The organism is Photobacterium atrarenae (assembly GCF_024380015.1).
Lineage (GTDB): Bacteria > Pseudomonadota > Gammaproteobacteria > Enterobacterales > Vibrionaceae > Photobacterium > Photobacterium atrarenae.
In genome coordinates this window covers 162,891-186,102 of the sequence record NZ_CP101509.1, presented here as the reverse complement: position 1 = coordinate 186,102, position 23,212 = coordinate 162,891, and the positions used below count along the sequence as shown (strand labels likewise).

General features: G+C 48.6%; 17 protein-coding genes. 9 read left to right on the top strand and 8 right to left on the bottom strand.

Going from position 1 to position 23,212, the window contains the following annotated elements; translation table 11 throughout:
* Positions 1–267: 267 nt before the first annotated feature.
* On the top strand, positions 268–1,815 hold the full coding sequence (locus NNL38_RS17010; RefSeq protein ID WP_255391618.1) for an ABC-F family ATP-binding cassette domain-containing protein: 1,548 nt from the start codon (positions 268–270) through the stop codon (positions 1,813–1,815).
* A 71-nt stretch (positions 1,816–1,886) separates the two neighbouring features.
* Here the strand turns inward: NNL38_RS17010 and NNL38_RS17005 are convergent, their stop codons facing one another.
* Together NNL38_RS17005 and NNL38_RS17000 are read right to left on the bottom strand one after the other, a co-directional pair.
* Positions 1,887–3,401 carry a methionine--tRNA ligase gene (locus NNL38_RS17005; RefSeq protein WP_255391617.1) on the bottom strand — a complete coding sequence of 505 codons (1,515 nt, stop codon included), beginning with the start codon at positions 3,399–3,401 and terminating at the stop codon, positions 1,887–1,889.
* A gap of 276 nt (positions 3,402–3,677) precedes the next feature.
* Positions 3,678–3,968 (bottom strand): hypothetical protein, encoded by a 291-nt coding sequence (locus NNL38_RS17000; protein WP_255391616.1) that lies wholly within the window; start codon positions 3,966–3,968, stop codon positions 3,678–3,680.
* A gap of 458 nt (positions 3,969–4,426) precedes the next feature.
* Between NNL38_RS17000 and NNL38_RS16995 the strand changes: the two genes are divergently transcribed.
* The 5 genes from NNL38_RS16995 to NNL38_RS16975 all read left to right on the top strand — a co-directional run bounded on the left by NNL38_RS16995 (position 4,427) and on the right by NNL38_RS16975 (position 8,674).
* Complete coding sequence (locus NNL38_RS16995) at positions 4,427–6,250, top strand: hybrid sensor histidine kinase/response regulator (RefSeq protein ID WP_255391615.1); 1,824 nt, start codon at positions 4,427–4,429, stop codon at positions 6,248–6,250.
* 207 nt (positions 6,251–6,457) lie between these two features.
* Positions 6,458–6,901: a GNAT family N-acetyltransferase gene (locus NNL38_RS16990; protein ID WP_255391614.1), complete on the top strand. Its 444-nt coding sequence runs from the start codon at positions 6,458–6,460 to the stop codon at positions 6,899–6,901.
* 225 nt (positions 6,902–7,126) lie between these two features.
* The gene (locus NNL38_RS16985; protein WP_255391613.1) at positions 7,127–7,441 is read left to right on the top strand and encodes a DUF4144 family protein; all 315 of its coding nucleotides are present in this window, start codon (positions 7,127–7,129) and stop codon (positions 7,439–7,441) included.
* Positions 7,442–7,594: 153 nt separating this feature from the next.
* On the top strand, positions 7,595–8,038 hold the full coding sequence (locus tag NNL38_RS16980) for a cytidine deaminase (RefSeq protein ID WP_255391612.1): 444 nt from the start codon (positions 7,595–7,597) through the stop codon (positions 8,036–8,038).
* A gap of 108 nt (positions 8,039–8,146) precedes the next feature.
* Complete coding sequence (locus NNL38_RS16975) at positions 8,147–8,674, top strand: dihydrofolate reductase family protein (protein ID WP_255391611.1); 528 nt, start codon at positions 8,147–8,149, stop codon at positions 8,672–8,674.
* Between the two features lie 443 nt (positions 8,675–9,117).
* Here the strand turns inward: NNL38_RS16975 and NNL38_RS16970 are convergent, their stop codons facing one another.
* From NNL38_RS16970 to NNL38_RS16955, 4 genes are all read right to left on the bottom strand, one after another.
* Positions 9,118–11,868, bottom strand: a complete 2,751-nt coding sequence (locus NNL38_RS16970) for an AAA family ATPase (protein WP_255391610.1) — start codon at positions 11,866–11,868, stop codon at positions 9,118–9,120.
* Positions 11,861–12,430: a hypothetical protein gene (locus tag NNL38_RS16965; protein WP_255391609.1), complete on the bottom strand. Its 570-nt coding sequence runs from the start codon at positions 12,428–12,430 to the stop codon at positions 11,861–11,863. The genes NNL38_RS16970 and NNL38_RS16965 overlap by 8 nt, the downstream gene beginning before the upstream one ends.
* Positions 12,420–14,804, bottom strand: coding sequence for an ABC-three component system protein (locus NNL38_RS16960; protein ID WP_255391608.1), 2,385 nt, complete (start codon positions 14,802–14,804; stop codon positions 12,420–12,422). Before NNL38_RS16960 ends, NNL38_RS16965 begins: the two co-directional genes overlap by 11 nt.
* An 851-nt stretch (positions 14,805–15,655) precedes the next feature.
* The gene (locus NNL38_RS16955) at positions 15,656–16,888 is read right to left on the bottom strand and encodes a DUF3103 family protein (RefSeq protein ID WP_255391607.1); all 1,233 of its coding nucleotides are present in this window, start codon (positions 16,886–16,888) and stop codon (positions 15,656–15,658) included.
* A 373-nt stretch (positions 16,889–17,261) separates the two neighbouring features.
* Between NNL38_RS16955 and dsdA the strand changes: the two genes are divergently transcribed.
* From dsdA to NNL38_RS16940, 3 genes are all read left to right on the top strand, one after another.
* Positions 17,262–18,593 carry a D-serine ammonia-lyase gene (dsdA, locus tag NNL38_RS16950; RefSeq protein ID WP_255391606.1) on the top strand — a complete coding sequence of 444 codons (1,332 nt, stop codon included), beginning with the start codon at positions 17,262–17,264 and terminating at the stop codon, positions 18,591–18,593.
* A gap of 266 nt (positions 18,594–18,859) precedes the next feature.
* Positions 18,860–20,185, top strand: a complete 1,326-nt coding sequence (locus tag NNL38_RS16945; protein WP_255391605.1) for a sphingomyelin phosphodiesterase — start codon at positions 18,860–18,862, stop codon at positions 20,183–20,185.
* Positions 20,131–21,174 carry a chromosome partitioning protein ParA gene (locus NNL38_RS16940; RefSeq protein ID WP_255392330.1) on the top strand — a complete coding sequence of 348 codons (1,044 nt, stop codon included), beginning with the start codon at positions 20,131–20,133 and terminating at the stop codon, positions 21,172–21,174. The genes NNL38_RS16945 and NNL38_RS16940 overlap by 55 nt, the downstream gene beginning before the upstream one ends.
* Before the next feature lie 25 nt (positions 21,175–21,199).
* Here the strand turns inward: NNL38_RS16940 and NNL38_RS16935 are convergent, their stop codons facing one another.
* Together NNL38_RS16935 and NNL38_RS16930 are read right to left on the bottom strand one after the other, a co-directional pair.
* Positions 21,200–21,943: an ABC transporter ATP-binding protein gene (locus NNL38_RS16935; RefSeq protein ID WP_255391604.1), complete on the bottom strand. Its 744-nt coding sequence runs from the start codon at positions 21,941–21,943 to the stop codon at positions 21,200–21,202.
* A 9-nt stretch (positions 21,944–21,952) separates the two neighbouring features.
* Complete coding sequence (locus NNL38_RS16930; protein ID WP_255391602.1) at positions 21,953–23,206, bottom strand: ABC transporter permease; 1,254 nt, start codon at positions 23,204–23,206, stop codon at positions 21,953–21,955.
* Between the last annotated feature and the right edge of the window lie 6 nt (positions 23,207–23,212).

Sequence of the window (23,212 nt, the reverse complement as noted above, 5' to 3'; positions counted from 1 at the left end):
TTCAAGAACTTCGTCAGAAGGCTTTGCTCCGCGCACAAACACGATGAAGTGTTGCTCGGAGCTTAAATAACCTGAATCTTCGTCAGTTGCAGTGATGCGCGAAAGCGCAGGACGGCCTGCATCTGATGTGTACAGGTAGAGAAGGCGGCCGGTGATGCTTCATCACCGGCCTTTTTTGTATCTGAAATTTATCAGAAACAAGATAACAGTGAACGTTATTCAGGGGTCGGTGCATTGCTACCGACCCCTTTTTTATGGTTTAAAAACATGAGCTTATTAATGATTCAAAACCTGACTTATCAGGTTGCCGACAAAGTCTTGTATCAAGATGCCAATTTTGCCCTGCATGCCGGAGAGCATATCGGGGTGACCGGTCACAACGGCGTTGGTAAAAGTACCCTGCTGAAATTGCTACAAGGGGAATATTTGCCGGATCAGGGGGAGATCCACTGGCAGCCGAATCTTGTGATGGGTTATCTGGACCAGCACGGGACAGTGAACAAGACGCTGTCGATTCAGGATTACCTTGCCTCTGCATTTGCCGAGCTGTTCGAGGCGGAACAGACCCTGATGGTCTTATACGAACAGATGGCAACCGATACATCGACGGCGCTGTTGAACCGGGCCGCGGCATTGCAGTCGCTGCTGGAAAAAGAGCAGTTCTACAGCCTGGATCACCGGGTTATCCAGATTGCAACCGGGTTGGGGATAGACCGCTTCGGGCTCGACACCCGGATGGGCGCGCTCAGTGGCGGCCAGCGCCACAAGGTGATGCTGGCAAAATTGCTGTTGCAACAACCGGATGTGCTGCTGCTCGACGAGCCGACCAACTATCTCGATACCGATCATGTCGAATGGCTGGGCGGGTTCCTGGAGCAGTATCCGGGTGCATTTATGGTGGTGTCGCATGACACCGCATTTCTTGACCGCATTGCCAATTGCATCTGTGACATTGACCATCAGCAGATCAAAAAATACAAAGGTCACTACGCCAAGGCGATGGCGCAGAAAGCGCAGGAGCAGCAGCATCTGGTCAAACAATTTGAAGCGCAGCAACGCCAAATTGAAAAACTCGAAGCTTATATTTCTAAAAATGGTGCCGGCGTCAACGCAACCATCGCCAATGGCCGCAAAAAGCAGTTGGCCAAGATTGATCGGCTGGCGAAACCGGAAGAAAAGCCCACCCCGGAGTTCCATTTCGCTGCCGCGCCGCTGAACGCGCAGCGGGTTATTGCCGCCCGCGGGTTGAAGATTGGCTATCAGCGGCCGCTGCTGCCGCCGGTGAACCTGGATATCCAGCGCGGTGAGAAAATCGCGATTGTAGGTTTTAACGGATTGGGGAAATCGACCTTGCTGAAAACCCTGATCGGTGAGGTGGATGCGCTCTCAGGCCAGGTGGAAACCGCCAAAGGAATCAAGTGGGGCTATTTTGCCCAGGACTTGTATTGGCCGTACCCGGATAGTACCCCAGTTCAGGTGGTGCGGGCGGCCAATGCTACCCTGAATGATAAAATGGCTCGTCAGCAGTTGGCCCGGTTTGGTGTTTCCGGCCGTAAAGCGCAACAAAGCCTGGCCACGCTGAGTGGCGGTGAGCAAACCAAGGTGAAGCTGTGCTGTCTGGCTGCGGAGAAAACCAATCTCCTGATCCTGGATGAGCCGACCACGCACCTGGATGTCGATATAAAATCGGCGCTGAAGGAAGCTTTGATGCGCTATGACGGTACCGTGGTGTTAGTCTCGCACGAAGCAGAATTTGTGCGGGGCTGGCCGGATAAAGTGTTTGATATTTCGCAGCTGAGTCCAGTCTCTGCGTAATCAACAGCCGACCATGAAAGCGGGCGCCCCAGTGATGACGGGGCGCCCGATTTGTTTTTTGTGCCGATGGTTTAGCGGTTCAACTGAATTCTCGCAAAATGACTGTTGCTTTCCTGGATCTCAATTGTATGCAGCGGCAGGTTCGGGTTCAGGCGCCATTGGGTCTCGTCAATGCCGAATTCGGTGAGGACACGCTGGCTCAGCTGCGGCACGATCGGCAAATAACTCAGGGCGACCTGTTGCAGCACGTTGGCAATCACAAAGCAGGTATTGATCGTCTGTCGGCGGTCTTGCCCTTTGCTGATCAGCCACGGCGCGCGGTGGTGGAAGAAGGTGTTGAGCTGGTCCAGCAACTGCTTGAGCACCAAAGTGACCTGGTAAATATCATAATCCTGATAGTGTCCGATCACTTGCGCCAGTTGTGCCCGGCTGGTGCTCAGCAACTGCTCACATTCAGCATCGAGGTCTTGACTGAGGTTGTCGTCAAGCTGGCCGTCAAAGTATTTCAGGATCAGAGTGTTGTTGCGTTTGACCAGATTGGCGAAGTTGTTCGCCAGGTCGGCATTAATCACTTCTGCCAGCTCGCCAATCGCGACATTGCCATCGCGGTAGAGCGGTTTTTGCCGAACCAGGGCATAACGCAGGCCGTCGGCGGTGAGCTGGTGGCTGAAGGTGCTTGGATTGACGGTGGTTTGCGGATTGGATTTGGAGATTTTCTGACCTTCAATGGTCCACCATCCATGTACCACCAGTTTCTTCGGCAGCGGCAGATCAAGCGCCAACAGAAATGCCGGCCAGTAGAGCGCGTGGAATTTTAGGATATCTTTGCCCAGGATGTGCGCCGTGTTCGCGATTGCGGTGTTGGCATGGCCCGATTGCTGGATAGCTGTAATGTAGCTAAACAGCGCATCAATCCACACATACACCGTATGCTCGCTGTGGTTCGGTACCTGAACGCCCCAGCTGTTATTGATCCGCGACACTGACAAGTCTTCCAGCGGGCCTTCCCGGAGCAGGGCCATGATCGACTCCTGGAAATGACTCGGGGTGATCAGATCCGGGTGAGCCAAATAGTAATCCAGGAGTTGCTGGCGGTAGTTTTCCAACCGGAACAGGTAGGTTTCCTCAGCCACGGTAACAACCGGTTTTTTGTGGACAGGGCAGTGCTCGTCCTCCAGTTCGCGCGGCGAATAATATTGCTCGCATGCGACGCAATACTGGCCGGAATAGGAACCCAGATAGATGTCGCCGCGTTCAAACAGTTGCTGCCAGACCTCGCGAACATGAGCTTTGTGCGCCGACTGGGTCGTCCGGATGAAAATGTCTGGTTGGATGGTCAGCTCAGGCCATAACGCGGCGAAGGTTTCTGCCTTGACATCAACAAAGGTTGCGATATCTGTCGCGGCAGCCTGGGCTGTGGACGCAATTTTCTGACCGTGTTCATCGGTGCCGGTGATCAGCACATTTTCCTCGCCGGTGAGTTGGCTGAAGCGATGGCAGATATCGGCAACAATACCGCTGTAGGCATGGCCCAGATGCGGCTTACCGTTGGCATAAAAAATCGGCGTGGTTACAAAAGAAGTCATCAGTGCGTCTCCATACGTAAAATGAAATCGCTGGAATGGACGCAGTCACTGAGGGTTTTGAGTGGGGCTCATTGGCGCACCATTCCAGTTTGTGAGTGTGGAATGGTGTTGCTTGGTGTTTTCTTTAGAACAAGCAGCCCATCCCCCGCAGCATTCGCTGAGAAGGCATGTGCATCATTGACATTGGGGATAGTGAGAGCTTGTTCATATGCTTCAAGTTAACAGAGACGGTATGGTTCGGCAAGATGAAATTGAGTCATGTCGCGGCATACGAGATCAATGATCCTTGGGTTGGTTTTTTTCATTCTCCAACGCTTTATCGGTGATTTCTTTGTATAAATTGATCAGACTGGCAGCCAAGCTTTGCCATTCCGGATGGCGCTCCATCAGGGGCATCGCGCGTTGGGCGTCTTCGAGCACCTCTTTGAGAAACTGGATGTCGAGTTCATTCAGGGTTTCGCCGTTATCGACCCGCTCTTTTATCGACAGCGCACGAGGCAGGCGTTGTGATTCCATCCGTTCAGCCAGCGCTTGCAGAATGCCGGCATCTTTTTCTTCGCGGTCCATAGCTGGTCCTCATGGTCGGGCAAACAGATGCAGTTATTGTAGTCCTCATCTTCAGAGAAAGCGCCTCCGAGCTGCAAAAATGCCGCTCTGAACACCCTTGAAATCGGTATTCCGTGGGTCTGCTTATACGATAACGTCGTTTTTCGAACACCGGGATTATGTCATGCTGACGGTATCGTAGGAGTCGGTATTAAAGAGAGCAAGGAATGGGGTAATATCGCTCGTTATTGTCCCGAATCTTGATAAGAACGGTTGTCCATTATTTGTCCGAATCAGTGCTTGGTATACAGTCGGTAAACGATAAAAGTTCGTGTGCTATGTTTTGATGGAACACAAGTTATACAGTGTATATGCGTGAGCACTAAGGGAGCTCTCAAATTTTGTGATTTTTCGTGATAATTCAGTTTGTTGAGCTATACTCCGATATGTGATTGGTTGAGTATTGATTGGATAGATCTATGCCGCAAGAACTGAACAAGGTGAGGAAGCTAAAAGTTTATATCATTGCTTTGATATGTGTCTTGGGGCTTAGTGTTATTTCACTTATCCCTTTTCTGATCAGTAACCTTCAAGAGCGAAATGCATTAGATAAGCACCTCTTAGCGATTAAACAGGCGACTCAAGATATTGTATATTTTGACGAAGTATTAACTATGTCTGCCCGAATGTTTGCGTTCACCCAAAATTCTTACTGGGAAAAACGATATTTAGAAGCGGCAGAGAGCTTAGATAACGTATTAGAGGTGGCTAAATCTTTAGAACCCAGAGTAAAAGATGCGATCGAAGCGACGTCAGTCACGAATGATGAGCTCATTGCTATTGAAATGGAAGCGATTGAGTTGGCGAAAGGCCAGCGCTTCACTAATGCCCAATCTTTATTGTTAAATGAACAATACTTTGAGTTAAAATCTGAGTACGAAAGGTATGTACATCGAGCACTGCAAGATGCCATAGACCATCATGAAGGCGTTTTATTACAAAAGATCACCAAAACACAAAGTTGGTTACAACGTTCGGCTTTTATTTTGTCTGTGCTGTTTTTGTCATTGGTTATCTATTTTTATAGATACAATAAGAAAACAGAAAACTTAATTCGTTCGAAAATTGATGAGCTAAATGATAAAGTCATAAAGCTAGAGACGTTAACTCTGGAGCTGGAATCAGCGAATAATGCAAAGTCTGAACTATTGGCTAAGGTATCCCATGAACTCAAAACACCTATTAATGGTATACACGGTAGTTTACAGTTAATTAAATCGAAGAAAGTGGATAAAGAAACGCTGCAGCTAGTTAATAATGCAATCTTGTGTGGTGATATGTTAGTCAAGCTAGTTGATGACATCCTTGACTTCACTAAACTAAGTTCAAAAAAATATACCCTTCATGTAGAAAAGTGTAACTTGAACGAGTTGTTAAACGCAGTCGATCAGATTTACACTCAAGAGTGTAACGCCAAAGGCATTAAGTTCCATTTGTCTCAGAATATGGTCTATCCCGAGCGACTGTGTGACGGGTTACGTCTGAAGCAAGTGATATTCAATCTGTTAAATAATGCCGTCAAGTTCACCCACAGCGGTGCTATTTCTCTTGTTGTACAAGAACAAACGAGGCCGGAAAAGGTTCGGCTAGAAATAACTGACACCGGGATTGGCATGAACCGTTCCACGCAAGATAAATTATTTAACGAATTTGAACAGGGTGACAGCTCAATTACTCGTGTTTATGGTGGCGCTGGCTTAGGGATGTCTATCGTTAAAGCACTTGTGGAATTGATGGGTGGAAAAATAGAGCTATCAAGTGAAATAAATGTTGGGACTAAAGTTGCGATCGAACTGAATTTACCTGTCTCTGGTGGCGAGATACTGAAATCAGATACAGCACATCATCCTGATTATTCGCACTCGCTTCAAAAACTCAATGTCCTCGTGGCAGAGGATAACAAAGTGAATCAGTTTATCATCACGAAAATTCTTGAAAAGTTTTCAATTATTCCTGTCATCGCGAGTAATGGGCAGGAAGCCATGGATTTGGTGTCTCATGATACTCAACTTGTCTTAATGGATATTCAGATGCCGGTGATGGACGGCGTGGCCGCCTGTCGGAAAATTAAGGAATCCAGGCCAGAGTTGCCGATTATCGCAGTCACAGCGAATGTACAGGAGAGTGACATTCAGTATTATTTCGACGAGGGTTTTGAAGCGGTTGTTCCCAAGCCGATTAAAATGGAAAACTTATATTTATCAATGTATAAGGCTGTTTTTACCTCCAACATTCAGATCTAGAGCAGCCATAGCTGGGGGCTATTGCACTGGATAGCGGGCTTTGGGGAACGGATGATAGGAGTTGAAGCAAACTTTCTCATGTGAATTTGTTTATCTTAAATCTGGGGGTGAGTCATTTGTACGATGGTATCAGATGAAATAGACTGTGTTCATCGTTCCACGCCCGTTTATCTGGTGATTCCGGCGTTCAGCACCAATGGAGAAAACATGGAAGTAAGATTCTTAGACAACAACGCTAACACTGATGAGCCAGCGGTGCTTGAGGTACTGCTACAACTGCGACCAAGCTACGACATCGATTCACTGTCAGCCCAGATCAAAAAACAGCAGGCCCACGGCTATCAGGTCGTTTATGTGAAGTCACCCGATGGGATCCTCGCGGTGGCTGGCTTTGTTGTGGGGGAGAAGTTGGCATGGGGCAAGCACATCTACATTGACGATTTAGTCACCAATGCAAATCATCGTTCCTGTGGCGTTGGCAAGTTTCTCATTGACTGGTTCAAAGCGTATGCCTTGGAAGTCGGGTGTGAACAAATCCATCTCGATTCCGGTGTTCAGCGTTTTCCAGCCCATAAGTTCTATTTGCGTGAAGGGTTCACCATTGCGAGTCACCACTTCTCTATGCTGGATGTGCAATGTTCGAACCTTTAATCGCTGATAGATGAACTGAAGCTGGGAACCTCAGCCCCGGAAGTAGATTCACTTGAGCAGGAATATTTTATCCCTTTAAGGATACTGCATTGATGTTCGGCTCAGTCAGTGCCGCCTTCAGATTGTGATATGGGATCTCCTATGATGATACAATTGAACTGACCCGATGCGGCAAAGCCTTGATGAAGTTGGCCTTGTTATTCGTTATGTTCACGGGAGAAATTGATGATTGAATGGCCTTGTGTATTTCACCTCGAAGGTGATGATGAACTGATTTATCTCGCTTCGGAATCTGAGTTCATGAATGAAACTGCGTCGCTCATCTGGGGTGAAAGTGATCGAGTCATCGATTCAACCGGACAAAGTTATGGTTTATTGTCAGCTGAAGCCGGACAGATTGAACTCAATCCGCTTGGGCATCGATTGACACTCAGTGAAGTGACCGCGCTTGTGCAAGCGCATGAGTTTGCAAAAGCAGAAGTTTGCCTGACAAAAATTCAATTTCCGTCTATTTCAGAGGCAATCAGTTCTGTGTCTTGACGCAAGTTCTGGAGCTCAATCTCGAAAGGTGGGCTCTGGAAGTGTATCGAACCATTATTGAAACGCTTCTTCAGGCTATCGCGTGGATATATTTGGTGGTATTTATATTCGCATTAATTGCCTATGTCATCGTGCGAGGATTTGAATTAAAGCATGGAAAACTTAAAAGTTCAAAAGAGTAGCGATACGTGTCAAATAGAAAAAGATTTGTATGGCGCCGCAGTTCAACTTATCGAATCGCGCTACCCGGCAGGTTGGGGTGGTGCTGCCGCAGTGAGAACGGCTTCTGGAAAAATCCTCACCAGTATAGCACCAGATGTAAAAAATGATGCTTTATCACTGTGCATGGAAGTTGGAGCCTATCTGGAAGCGCATAAGCTCAACGAAGCGGTGACTCATTCATTGTGCTTGTGCCGTGAAGATGAACAGAGTGAGTTTTTGATTTTATCGCCGTGTGGTGTCTGCCAGGAGCGTTTGGTCCATTGGGGCGGGGATGTGAAAGCTGCGATATCCACGAAAGGTAATGATCTGGTGTTCAAAACAATACGAGAACTCATGCCGCATCATTGGTCGCTGGTCAATGGAGAAGTTTTATAACAACATGCACAGGGGATGCTTTCGCCGGTTCGTGAGCAGGCTGATCACCTCTGGCAAAGCCTGATGAGAGCGCGATGTGATTGGCGGTGAAATCTGGAGGAGAACAACGTGAAAGTTTCAGCGTATATGGCGCAAAGCCTGGATGGGTATATTGCCGGGCCAAATGGAGAACTGGACTGGCTTGAGGACATTGAGAATCCGGATGAGAGTGACTTCGGCTTTGCTGAATTTATGTCCTCTGTCGATGCATTGCTGATGGGGAAGCATACTTTTGAGAAAGTCGCTTCGTTTGGCTTCTGGCCCTACGACAAGCCTGTTTATGTGGCGAGCAATTCATTGACATCTTTGCCTGAGGAGCTGAAAGATAAAGCCACGATTGTTTCCGGAAGTTTTCCGGACATGCTCGCGCACCTTGAGTCCCGCGATGTCAGCGCCGTTTATATCGACGGCGGTCAGCTGATCCAAAGCGCAATTCGTCATGGCGTGCTCCGTGAATTAACCGTGACGACGATGCCGGTCATACTCGGTGCCGGTATTCCGCTGTTTGGCCCGTTAGAGAGCAAAGTGAAATTGTCTTTGGTCAACTCAGAGGTCTTGGTTGGGCAAATGGTGAAAACGCGTTATCAGGTGGATTAATCTGAATGCAATCTGTCAGTTTCGTTTCCTCGGTGTGACATAATCTGACAGGTGCCCTAACTCGGTTCTGCCCCTTTCCGTGTTAGAACAAAAGCTCATTCATTTTCTGTTCATAGATGTTTGCCTTATCTGAGGTAATTCGAACTAGCCATGCTCTCAACCGTCGAACAGAAAAACACTGCTTAATACTGTCAATAACGAGTAAATATGAAATAGCACTTTGAAACGCTGTGTTAGAAATGCTGCACAATTCAGGATAAAGATCGAGTAATTAAGCATTTATTATACTCTGCGACTAATAAGTGCTAATAGCTTAAATTTAAAAGACGCTAGAAAAAAATGGTCAATACCAGTTCAATCTTGAACCAGAGCAGTACTATGTCACATTGCTCTAGTTCATTCACTATCTAGCGCCATGAGCTACTAGGCACAAATTATCGCTTTCAGTCGATCACATTTGTTGTTATAGACTTAGATACTCCGGTACGGGGGTTACCTTCTAAATGTATCATGCTCAGTAGATGTCTATCAGTAATGCTTGAAAATTTCTGAGTCAAATGTCGAGCAAGTGAGTCACTCGCAGTGGTAAGAATTAAGTTCATATTCGGCATTGACGTAGCAACAAGTCTCAAAATGTCCAGCATAGCAACCCGGTTGAGGTCATCCAAATGAGCAATTGGTTCGTCGAGAAAGAAACTGCCTCCAGTATTTCTCGCTCTAGCTAGATAGAGTGAAAGCGCAAGATCCTGACGCTGTCCTTGGCTGAACCTTTCCTCTGCATCCAAAGCAAACTCATGCCCATCAGCGAATACTGTCCACTTGAGTGCTTCGCCGTCTGACACACTTAGCCCCTTATAAACCTCATTCGCATGCATTCGAGAAAAAAGTTCACCAGCTGGTTCAAGAAGCGGTGCGAGACTGGAAGAAGTCAACTTCTTGACGTGATGAGCGTAGCTATCAATAGTATTGTCCGCTTCTGTTATGTATTTATTGCCTGCTTCAAGCTTTTTGGATAGTTCTTCTTTTTCAATTTTAAGCTTAGTCAACGGCCCTGAATCTAAATCAATATTTACAACGGCTTCACATTCTGCCAGCATAGATTTGAAAGCAACTACCTGAATGCGCTCATCCTCAACCTTTTTGAGAGTAGAGTTCAAGAGTTCGAGAGTAATTGCATCTTCGCCTACCACTTCCTTCCAGCGAGCATCGAAGCCGTTGACAGTGTGAGTTATAGCTGCGATGTTAGATTTCACTCCTTCAATTTCGCGAGAATTAGCAGTAATGCTCTCCATTACCCCTAGCACCAAAGGGGAGAGCCTTAGTTTTGCTGAATTAGCTAGATCTGCTTGCGATTGATAATGATCTGTGTAGCTAGTAAGGTTTTCTCTCGCCTTTGATATTCTTTGTCCAACTCCTTCCACGAGAGAGCTCTCGAATAAACTCTCTACTTTTTCCAAGCTTTCAAAAATGAGCCTCAGGTCTATAGCGGCATCAATGCGGCTCTTCAGGTGCTGGAGATTAGCTTCATTAAAGTTTGAGAAATCATGAACATTTATAATTTCAAGATATTTGGTTCGTTGCTCAATCGAAGCCAATTGATTGTCTACCGCAACTATACGAGCCACGTAAGCCTCATAGGAGACCCTTTGGTTATTTGCCAGAGTTAGCCTTGCTACAGCATCTCTTTCAACTTTCTGAGCTTTCGCCTGTTTCTGAGCTGCATCTTTGAGCTCAGGCGTCAGCAATGCTTCATTCTCGATCTGTTGGCGCAACTTATCGCTGGAGCCCCAATCGTGATCACAAAGTGGACATTGCCCCCCATCATGGGAGTGGGTAATTTCTTTGCCCATAGCCTTCAGCTTATCCAGTACGCTTGAGAGAGCATTGAACTCTGATTCAGCTTTTACCCTTGCTACTTTAGCCTCTTCTGCCTGATGATTAATGTTAACAATATCTGTTGGTGGATGGACGATATTTGACGCCAAATCTTGCTTTTGCTGAACAAGGTCTGCCACAGTTGCTGAGTTCTGTATCAAGTAGTTTACTGATTGAAGCCAAGCCTCTTGTTTGTCAGCAGTCCATGAACACTCGACGAACTGCTGTTGCAGAGTGCCTTGACTAACTTTTTCCGACAGAAAAAATGCCTTTATACTCGGCAATGATATAACTTGTTCCCATCGATTAAGCACGTCCAAGCATTCTTTTGCCCAAATCACAGAACGCGAACCTTCAGCCGCTTTCACTTCCTCCGCAGACAGCTCCGCAGACAGTTCAGTGTGTTTTTGACTCTGTATTTCGTTTATTTTTGAAAGGTCAGCAAGCGTTTGGCGCAGCTTGTTTAGCTGTTTTTGTTCCGTATTATATTGTTCCCATTGTCCTGATAGAAGTCGGAGTATATCAAGAGAATGCTGTACCCTTTGATCGAAAATCCTGACCTGAAGTTGGGCTAACTTAAAATCTTCTCCAAGCTTCCTCGTCGCCGTAATCTGAGGGAATGCCTCAAGTATCTTGGAGAGATGACTCGAAGCTCGTTCCTTCCAAGGTTTACTTTCGGCCAACTTACCTTCAATCTCCGAGATTTCAGTGCTAAGGCGAATAACACTATCTTGAAGCCCTTTTGTACTAGGTAACTGTTTACGATAGTCACGTAAATCTCGTAACGTACTTGTAAGATGCCCAAGCCCGAGGATATCCGCAAATATTTGTTGTCTCTCTTCTGCCTTATTATTATCAATTAACAAGGATAGAGAATTCGAATATAGCCAACGGCTATTTCTAAGCCAGCCACGTTTAGCTTTGCTAATAGCTTGAGAGCTTCTTCCTGAAACTGATACAGGAGTAAGCAAATTTAGTAAGTCGGCTCCTTTAATCTTCTTTTTTTTCGCACCATTTTCAGAAATCCATATTGAATTCCCTTTTCGAGTAAGCTCATGTGGCTCTCCGCCGATCAAGCAGGTTGCTGAAACTGAGGTTTCTCCCTGACCCCATTGGCAGGCGAAATCTGATGTGTTAGCAAGATCTTCTACCTTCCCCGTCAGCAACCACTCCAGCGCATAACAAACAGTGCTTTTACCTGTGCCATTGGCAGCATGTATAACAGTTAAAGGCGCATCCAAAGGGATGGTTAACTCGCGCGGGATACCACGAAAATTTCGGATCGTGACCGAAAGAAACTTAATTGATTGGTTATTCATTTAGATTCCATTCTTGCCCATGTAGTCGTGCGAGAGGTGTACTACCTAGCTTCGACAACGACTCTAAAAGTTGAGAAGACTCTATACTATCTGGAATAAATTCAGTAAGTTGAGCTTCAGGTTGCGCATTAACAAGCCCTAAAGGAGTGATGCGCTGATATCGCTCCCACCCGTGTTCTCCCTGAAAAACCACATGTTTTCTGACGAATCTCGTGTCCTTTTCGATTTCTACGATGAAAGATTTGAGGCTATCATTCATTTTTGTCATTGCTAACACAAGATAGCCATCAATAACGGAACCATTTTTCTCCCGTTGTATAAGTGCGGCATCAAGATATGTTTCAGAACGTTTAGTAAGCTTCAAAGCCTCGGCGGATGTATCAGATGATATATCGACTACAAGGATAGATGCGAAGTCGCTATAACAGTAAAATAGCTGGTTTTCGAGTGCTGCATCTGGCCAGTTTTCATCATTCGACAACAGCAATTTACCACCCTCTGGCGATCTAAAGCCCGCAGCTTGAACTCGTTCATGAAGAATGTTGATCAAATCACTTATCATCTAGTTTTTTCCTACGCTCTAATATGTCATCCATAAATTGTTCAACTGAAGGGGCTCCATCATCATCGTAGTACGATTCAATTTCGCCTAGGTCAAAGATATATACATTGCTAGGTTCTTCTGCTTCTGTGATTGTTCCTTTTAAAGGGGGAGGGCTAGTGAAGTCATGGCGTCCATGACTGGGCTTTTTATCATTTACACGTCCCTTAGCGTCCGCAAACACAATTAAACTGGGATTGGTGGCTGCTTTTCTAGCCCATCCGAATAGATCCGCTTCCATTTGCCTCACAGGATATCTATGGTTAGTCCAAGCCAAGACATTAAACTCACCGAACGCTGGATCACTGTACTCAATATGTCCATCCCCTCCCGACTCGACGATCCACTTAGTGCTTTTGTGAGATTTGATATAACTCAGTGCTTGAACCGCCTGCATAACATACTCACCTGAGGCTGACATATCATCTAATGAAAATGACTGATCTTGCATCACTCCATATTTCGTCCGATAGGTAAACTCCTTAGAGTCAGCAAGACTTGCGTTTTGAACCAATACGTTCAAGAGTTCTAATTCTTTCCTCACGGATTCAAGGTAGCCATCTATCGGTGGGTGCCGATCAAAGAGCTCATGAAATTCAAGGGCTTCAGGTGACAGATCGTCTTTGACATCATTCCCAATCAAGCGATGGCTTTTGGCGAACTCTAGTAATAGTTCGGTTGTCCAATTTATGGTAAGCGTTAAGGCTCCGTTGCAACTTCTTCGCATGACTCTACTGGGAGGTTGGACTGTTGGAGGAGTTGCTCGGGTATTGTGCTCAGTATCTATAGCTGGGAATACTCCTGTCGCGCAGTAAAGACCAACGTTACAGTCGTGCAGACGTCCGCTGTTCGCGATAGTAATGGCGATAGGAGACTGATTACGCTGGCCATGATAATCTGGAACTGACTCTAGCACTTTGTCAATGCTGTCAATATCTTGAGAAGCCAATACTAAGTTACGCCGACCAGCTCTATCTTCAGCTTGACTGGCCATTATCCGCCTCAATAGCGATTTTGCGTTACCAATGGGGTTGGTGAAGTCATTACCTAAAGTTGGCCATACTATTACATCCTCGAAAGCTAACCGTAACGACATATTCGCATGATCGTATTTTTGATCACCAGTCTCATTCTCGACCAAGATGTAACAATCATGGGTTTCTTGCTCAGGGTCCTTCACCCAGCACCAACCTGCTTTGTAAAGACGAGCTGGAGCAGGTTTCCATTTTGGATCGATCCAAGACATATCATCAGACTCTATCCACTCTAGGAGCGTAGAGCCTAATACGTCACCGCAACCGACACTGAAGACCAGTGGATATGGATAATCGTTGACCAGATTATTAATTTCACTCCATTGGCTTGCCTCTGCTGCCTTAGCACCTGCAGTCATTAATGCTGGGCGAGAGCCGAAATTAGTGTAGAGGGTACCTGACTTTGGTTTCAACATACCTCTAATAAAAGGCAGCAGCTCCTTACCTTGGATTAGCGCAATATTGAACCTACTGCTGCTGCTTAGCGTGAGTTTTATATACTCAGTGCGCACATGCGAAACAAGTTTTGCATCGTCATCAGAGAGGGTTGTCCCTCGGGAACTCAAAATTTTCTTTATCTCATCAACGACTTTTGCCGTGTCCGATTCGAGCCTAAAATAATTCGATTTAATACTAGGATAGTCTGAGACCATCCGAGACAAGCTATCCTTCTTGTGTAGTTCTGTATGTAGATTAGTAATTCTTTCCCAGACAATGTCACATAATTGTTTTTTGTCTAGATCTTTGAGTTCGGGGTGCTCCTTTAATTTCTTGGATGCGTTCCGCGCTGCCAACGCTTTTTTTTCGAATTCACTCCGTAAGTCATCAAATCGTTTTCGACCTTTACTTGTCATGAACTCGAATAAATCACTCGTTGCCCCGTCAGACACCGCTACATAATATCTAAATTCAGTATCAGGAGCGGGAGCTATCTGTGGCATAATCTTGGCGTACATGAAGAACTTGCATATTTCTTGTATGATTTGAGGACGCCCGACATTACCTTTGTAGCGCTTACACTGAATCACGCCAACTGGAACTGAATCTTGAAGAAGGATAACATCTCGACCTTGGTCTGCGCCGTCGTTCAGACGACAAGCTTTGTCAAACCAATCCTCTTTACCATCATCTGCACGAGCTGTATAAAGGTCTGCCAGCATTAGCTCAAAGTGATCATCACCCATTCTTTCAAAAGGAAGCTGCCCACAGTCAAAAGCGAACACATCAGGAGTTTTCGGGTTGCTGCTACGCAACTTATCATCTTCTTCCTTGCTCGAGAGTACATCATCAATCGTCGCCAAAATCATGTTCCTAATATTGAATAGCCCTTATCATAGATAAGGCAAAATAGCGCAGCCGCAATCTAACAATCTTTTTCACTAAAAGAATACTTGGGGAAACTTACGGCCATTTTAGGTGAAGCTGCCCTGTTAGATTCAGAAACACGGTATGTCATTTTCCCTATGGTATCGATTGAGGTAGATAGTGTAATTATCCTCGCAGAGCCCCAATCCACCCCAAAAACGTTGCGTTAAAGCGGGCTTAGCTCCTTGGGTAAATCGACCAAACTATGCTTCTCTTCTTTACTCCTACATAAAACTTCATAATGATATCATTGCTTTATGAAGTTTACGATCTTCAAATTCAATTAGAGAATGTTCGAATGATTCCTTGGTGAGGATATAATGAGCGACGATGCAACCTCTAGGTTGATGCTACTGATTCTCCACTTACTCGATAATATCCATCTAACGCTTAACGTGAGTGTTCTAAGCCGAATCTGCTCCTAACATTTGTGAACCGTCTCTCTCTGTCAATACATTGGGAAGGGACTTCGAGTAAAAATGATCTACACCATCAATACTGGACATTGAGCTAAGCGACTTTTCCATACTTTTAGTTGTTCATGATTTACTAAATTAGCAAAGCAACTGGCTCACTTTTGTCCAGTTGTGAGTTACGATACACGCAGGTCGTCTGTACGATCTAATCGTAACTTTCCAGCGGATGTGTAAGGGCGAGTATGAGCTACTATATATCAGGTGGTAGCGGTCTGATCGATGTTCTAAACGGCCTCATCACTCGATGACAAGCCTGCGTATTGCGCAGACTTGTTTGATTGTTGTGCATCGCACAGACTTGTGCTGATGCTTTACTGAGTCGGGTCAATGGTTAATGGCGTAAAGGTCGCCGTGGCATTATTGCCTGCTGCCGCGTAGTCCGTGTAGGTCACGCCCTGGCGCAGGGTATAATAGACATCAATAAAGTCATCATCGTTAGTCGCCCAGCTGTCCGGGATCGCTTCCAATACTTTGCCGGTGAGCTGCGGAATTACCGCATATGCCTGCACTTCAGGATCGGGAATTGCTTTCAGCGCCGCTGTCGCCACTTCCAATAAGGCGCGTGCTAAATCCTTATAATTGGTGCCGTCATCTTTTTCCATCAACAGCATATCAGCCGCCGACCAGCGGTAGCGTTGCCAGTGGATCAGCACTTGGTTTGGTGAGTAATCCGTTTCACTGTAGTCCAGGTAAGGCATATCAATGATGTCCAGTACAGGCTCATCACGGGTTGGGTTCACGCCGGTGACAATGGCATAAACTTCAGCTTTGCCGGAAATCCAGGGCTCCTGATCATCTTTCAGGCGAATTTTTGTTAGTACCGTGGTTGAGATGCTCGGGACTTCCGCTTGAGTCTCGAAGCCATTGTCTGCCGCCGAAAAAGATTGAAGAGCCATTGAACGTGGTGCGGTATCAGGATATTTCTCTCCTTGTAAGCGCTTGATTTCATCATTCATCGCCCTGATTCCGGCTTCCAGCTCTTGCCTAGAGTTCGTATCAACCACAAGCACGGGGCGCTCCGGTACTTCATGGACATCCAGAAGGTGAATGTTACCGTCGATATCGTAGGCCTCGATATAATTCCAGTGTTGATCGTTGCCTTCCGGCTCCCAGGCGAATAGAGGCGATTGCCCTGCCTGCCACCGGGCCAGCATGGACTGATCGGCCAGGCGCAACTCCATAATTGAATCTGTGTATTCTTCGATCCCTTTTTCGGCCCGTAACGCTTTATCTACTGCCATCATCGAACGGGCAAACGGGGCTGCGCGCTTGTTTTGTTTTAATTCGTTGAGCGGCGCATTCAATTGATACTGGTTGATTTTGTCATGCAGAACAGGGGCCAGCTGCTGGTATTGCTGGCTCAGGCTGAGCGCTAACGTACGCTTGGCCTCTGCTGTCGATACAGCCATCGGGGATGCCGAGCCGGATATGACTGATGCTGGTGCCGTTGTCATCGGAGAAAAGGGGGCCGGAGATGCTGGCGCGGCCATCGCACTTGCAGAAAATATCCCAGCTGTGACTGCAAGGGGGAGTGCTAGATTCATTCGATCTATCCTTGTGTTGGTTTTTTATTCTGATTTATGCGCAGTGCAATACAGCACATGAGTGCTGTTATGCCACTGAATGATTCATGCAAACAACAACAGCCTTTTTATCTGTGAAGCGGGTGCAGCGATCAACAGATATGCTGCATAGGAATAGTTGGCGGCTGGTGGTTTGGGCCGGAAAACAGTGCGGGATAGCCCCCCGGCTGGCTCACATCTGTGAAATCTCCGCATTTACCCACCGGTCTGGATGCTGTCTAATACCCCAAAATGAGAATGACAGATGAAACATCAATGACTAGTCGGCCCCTGAAGTGTGACGAATGGCACATAGTCAGATAAAGGTGGATGCCATTGAATGACAGAGAGCAACATGAGTACTTTGAATCTTGAACAACTCACCGATGATTTCCCGCTGGTCAAACAGCTGATTGCCCTGGAAGAGGTCTGCTGGTTTAACCCGAACAGTACAACGCTGGCGGAAGGCTTGCCATATGTCGGGCTGGATCAAACTGATATCCGTGATGCCAGTGACCGCCTGAAGCGGTTTGCGCCGTATCTGATGAAAGCCTTTCCGGAAACCGCAGTATCGAACGGGATCATTGAGTCTGATATTGTTGCCATCCCTGAGATGCAACGTGCCTTGGCGGCGCATTACGGGACTGAAATCACCGGGCGATTGCTGCTGAAAAAAGACAGCCATTTGCCGATCTCCGGCTCGATCAAAGCCCGTGGCGGGATTTATGAAGTGTTAACCCATGCCGAACAACTGGCGATGGATGCGGGCCTGCTGACGTCGTCCGATGATTACAGCAAGCTTTTCAGCGATGATTTCAGAGATTTCTTTAAGCAATACAGTATTGCGGTCGGCTCGACCGGCAACCTGGGTATGTCGATTGGGATCATGAGCGCCAAGCTGGGTTTTTCGGTGTCAGTGCATATGTCTGCTGACGCACGCGAGTGGAAGAAACGTAAGCTTCGATCGCATGGGGTGACGGTGGTCGAGTATGCGCAGGACTATGGTATCGCGGTAGCCCAGGGGCGAAAAGAGGCAGAACAGGATCCGAACTGTTTCTTTATCGATGATGAGAACTCGAAAACCCTGTTCCTGGGTTATTCGGTTGCCGGGGAGCGGGTGAAGCAACAGTTTAATGAACTGGGTATCACGGTGGATGCCGAGCATCCGCTGTTTGTTTATCTGCCGTGTGGCGTCGGTGGCGGCCCCGGCGGGGTGGCCTTTGGGCTCAAAATGGCCTTTGGCGATCATGTCCATTGTATTTTTGCCGAGCCGACCCATTCTCCCTGCATGCTGCTGGGGGTTCACACTGGACTGCACGATGGTATTGCGGTGCAGGATATCGGGATCGACAACGTGACCGCCGCCGATGGGCTGGCGGTGGGCCGGGCTTCGGGCTTTGTCGGCCGGGCGATGGAGAGGTTGTTGGATGGCTATTACACCATCAGCGATGAGCGGATGTATCGCCATCTGGGAGAACTGAATCAGTATGAAAACATTCAGCTGGAGCCGTCCGCGTTGGCGGGGATGCCGGGGCCGGTTTGGGTGACGAATGCTCAAGCCTACCGCGAGCGCTTTCAGCTCGATGCGCAGACGATGAACAATGCCACTCACCTGATCTGGGCCACTGGCGGCGGGATGGTGCCGGATGAAGAAATGGCCGCTTATCTCGCTCAATCACAAGATTAAGGCTTCCTCATCAGGCACAGCCCCGGCTGTGCCTGATTTGTTCGTGCTCACATTGACATCACTTTTCCTGATGTCGCACCTTGCATCTTCCGTAACGTTGTTAAAACCTTTTTTAAAACAGGGGATTACCACTTAAACTGGAAGCGGTTTATCACTTCTATTAAGCGGTCAGTGTTCTAATTATCATTTTTACCAATCGATAAAGAATCTGTAACGTAAATACTCTAAGTTCGGCCATTCTTTTATAAAAACAAAAGGATGGACTAATGAATATCAAACAGTGGACCGCAGCACTTCCATTGCTGCTGGCTGTACCGGCGATGGCGGATACCGATGTATATCTCACCAACAATTCGGATCAACCACTGACAATTCAGGTGAAGCATACCGGGACCGATCAACTGCAACTGGGCGACGAGTGGCAACAGCACACGCAGGCGCTGGGGCCGTGGGAAACTAAAGCGGTCATCAGCTTTAACCGCTGGGAAGGGGTCGAATCGGGCCAAACTTACCAGTTTGAGACTGTGGTTTCGAACGCTCGGGGGGAAAGTGTCACTTTGTATCAGAAGATGGCAGGTCACTGGTACAATTCGACAATTGAACACGGCGTTACCGCGGCTGATGTACCGCTGGCGCTGAAAGATGATCGCAATGTGCACCGTTTTGAGTCGACATCGTTTGGCGATCGTGCCGTTGAGCTGGCGTTTAAGTCCGAGAGGACGGCGCGTTATGACGATCTGTATTACACCATCACACCGGAAAAGCTGGATGAAGCGGTCGAACCGGACGCAAACACCCTGAAGATGATGACGTACAACATCTGGATGTTGCCGGCCGTGGCCTCGCATATTGATGAGCGGTTCGACATCATTCCTGAGCATGTCAAAGGTTACGACGTGCTGGCGTTGCAGGAAGTTTTTGCCGGTGGGCGGGATGAGTTTCTGCGCGAGCTTGCCAAGGAATATCCGTATCAGACCAAGATGCTTGATCAGGATGGTTTTAACATCCATGACGGCGGTGTGGTAATCGTCAGCCGTTATCCGATCGTTAATCAGGCGCAATACGTGTTCCCGGACTGTAGCGGCACTGATTGTTTTGCCGATAAAGGCGTGAACTACGCTGAAGTCATCAAGAATGGTCAGGCGTACCACGTGTTTGCCACCCATACTGCGTCTTTCGATACCGATACTGCCAGAGAATACCGCCAGCGTCAGTTCAAACAAATGCGTGAGATGGCGGAGTCGCTGGATATTCCGGCGCATGAAACCGTGGTCTACAGTGGCGACTTTAACGTCAACAAGTTGAAATTCCCAGGCGATTACCAGCAGATGATGGCGAACCTAAATGCTGCCGAGCCAATCTACACCGGCTATACGGCATCGACGTTTGATCCGCGGATCAATGATTTCGCCGGTGAAGCATTGTCCGGTGGCGAAAACATCGAATATCTCGATTACGTGATGGTGAGCCAGGAATACGGCGATAAAACGGAAAATACCAACCGTGTCGATGTACCGCGCTCAACCGATGAACGGATGTGGCAGCATTACAACCTGTCGGATCACTTCCCGGTATCGGCGGTGATCAAGTAATGGGCCGCGTGTCTCTGATTGCTATGCTCGCCGCTTTGGCGGGCATTTTTTGGGTGCTGGAATCCGGCGGTGACAATCACAGCGCAGCCGCCAGGGGTTCTGAGGCTCCGGCACCGGGTGAAGTAACCGCTGGCGATGAGCGTGATCTTCCGGTAACTGTGACTACTCAATCGGTGGCAACGACTCCGACCCTCGGGCAAATTCAAGTGACAGGGTCGCAATTATCAGTGTCGGCCAGCTTCGAAGCACAGAGTAAGACCCTGAATCAAGCTTCCGGCCGAGAATTGCGGGATGCGCTGGAGACATTCTGGTTGGCGTGCAGTCAGCAAGGTAATTGCAGTGAACACCTGGCAGTGCTGAAGGAGGCGCTCAGTGCAGAAAGATACGCCCTGCTGGCGGATTATCTCGTCCGAAAAGATGCGTGGCAGCAAATTTTGGGTGAGTTGGATTTGGCGCAGAATCCGGAGATTGCCGAGCGGGTAGAGATAGTCAAAACGCAGGCAAGAATGGTGTGGGGAGCTGAGGCTGATGAGCTGTTTGCCGATGAGTTCGCGCTATACGACTTTAAGCTTGAATCCAGGGCTCTGGCGGATTCGTCGCCGGAAGCATTTATCGACAGCTATCTGCAACTGGTGGATAGATGGCAAAGTCATTCGGATGCATTGGCCATCGAGAGTAATACTGGCCTGTATGAACAAGCGGTTGCGCTGATCCCGGCTCACTACACGGCACTTCAGCGGCAGGAAGTAACGGCACAACTGGCACAGTTGTATTTGAGTGAAAGTGAGCAAGTGGCAATCGCGCAGCGCCGGCAAGAAGTGGCGCAACAAACGCAACAGGTTCGGGATTATCAGTCAGAACTCAGTCAACTGAAACAGGAACTGGCGGATCAGCGCGCGACGACCTATGCTTCGATGCCGGAAGTACAGTGGCAAAGCTACTCCCAGCAACAAATCGCCGACTTTCGCCAGGCTTTCTTTGCGCCCTAGCTTTGGTTTAGTCTCCCGGGCAAAATCACAAAATTTGGCCATCTTTCATGTCAATGACCCGGGTGGCGCGGCTGGCTCGGACCAAGTCGTGGGTGACCATCAGGACCGTGACGCCTTCGCGGTTGAGCCCCTCAATGGTTTGCATAATTTCATCTCCGGTTTTCTGGTCCAGATTTCCGGTCGGCTCATCGGCCAGCAGGAGTGATGGGTCACCGACCAGCGCCCGGGCAATTGCCACCCGTTGACGCTCACCACCGGAGAGCTCATACGGTTTGTGGGCTTCCCGTTTGGCCAGTCCCACTTTGTTCATGACGGCCTGGACTTTGCGGCTTCGCTGTTGACGGGTCAGTTTTCGATACAGCAGCGGCAGCTCAATGTTTTCCCGTACACTGAGTTGTGGTAACAGGTGAAACGCCTGAAATACAAACCCAACTTGGGCATTGCGGATATGGGATAGGTCTGCGTCGGAGAGTGCATCAACCCGGGTGCCACTCAGCGTATAGTGGCCCTGAGTCGGTCGGTCCAGACAGCCGATAATTTGCAGCAGGGTCGATTTGCCGGAGCCTGAGGTGCCGGTGATCGCGATATACTCGCCGGGCATTACGGTCAGAGATACTGCGTGCAGGGCGGTAACTTCCGCCTGACCCATAGGATAAGTTCGGCTGACGCCGCTCAGGTGAACCAGTGTGTCCGAGTGTTCTCGAGACGCGGGGGTGATAGTTTCTTCACGAATAGTTTCTTGGTTGAGTTGAGCAGTACCAGAATTCATGGTTCACGGTTACTCCTGTTTCAGGGCACGGATGGGATCGAGTCGGGCGGCCAGCAGAGCTGGGTAGAGTCCGGACAGTACCCCGACCACGGCGGCAGATCCCAGTGCCAGGAAGATAGCGCTGGGTGTGATGACAACAGGAAAATCTCGTAAGTGGGCGATAAGGGCCACCAGACCGGAGCCCAGGAGCAATCCTGAAAGGCCGCCGATACTGGTCAGGCAGGTCGCCTCGATCAGGAACTGATTTCTGATGTCGCGTTTGGTGGCGCCGACGGCCCGCCGCAACCCGATTTCTTCGGTTCTTTCACGTACCGCCACCAACATCACATTCATGATACTGATCCCCCCAACGATCAACGAGATGGCTGCGACCGAGGTCAGCCAGAAGGTCAGCGTCCGCGTTGCTTCGGTCATGCTTTCCTGAATTGCGGTCAAATCGTTGATGAAGAAGTCGTTGGGCTGGCTGTCCGCAATCCGGTGTTGGCGACGTAGCACCTGCTGGATATTCGCGATGGTCTGGTGGATCTGGTTCGGATCTTTGACCCGCAGGTGGGCATAGTGTACGGCACCGGGATGGGTCTGACTCAGGCCGATTATACGCAGCCGGGCGGTGCCTAGTGGGATCAGCACTTTATCATCTTGATCGGCGCCGCCGGGGGCCTGGCCTTTGCGTTGTAACACCCCGATCACCTTGAACGGGGTTTTGCCAATGCGGATGGTTTTTCCAATCGCCGCCGCGGCGCTGTCAGTGGTGTGCTCCCCCTGAGTGAACAGCTCCCGGGCAACCGTGTGGCCCAGAATCGCGACTTTTCGGGCGTGGGTAGCTTCGCGCTCGGTAAAGATCCGTCCCCGGGCCAATTCCCAGCCTCTGAGCTGAAAATAGTCTCGGGTGGTGCCTTGGATCAGGCTGATCCAGTTGCGGGCCCGATAGAGCACCCGGGCGTCGGCGTAGATGGATGGCGCGGCAGACTGAACTCCCGGCACCCACTGGCGAATCGCGTCAATATCCCGGTCGGTTAAGGTTGGGGTGTGATGCTTAAGCCGCACCCCGCCGGTTTCCAGCATGCCGGGTTCGATAAACAGCAAATTTGCGCCCAGGCTTTCGACCCGCTGGAGTACCTGGTGCTGACTGCCGGCCCCGACGCCGATCACGGTCACGACTGCAGCCACCCCAATCAGGATCCCGAGGATCGTCAGGAAGCTCCGCAGACGGTGACGGAAAATGGTTCGCAGTGCATGGGTCAGGTGCAACCAGTAATGCATCGGTCA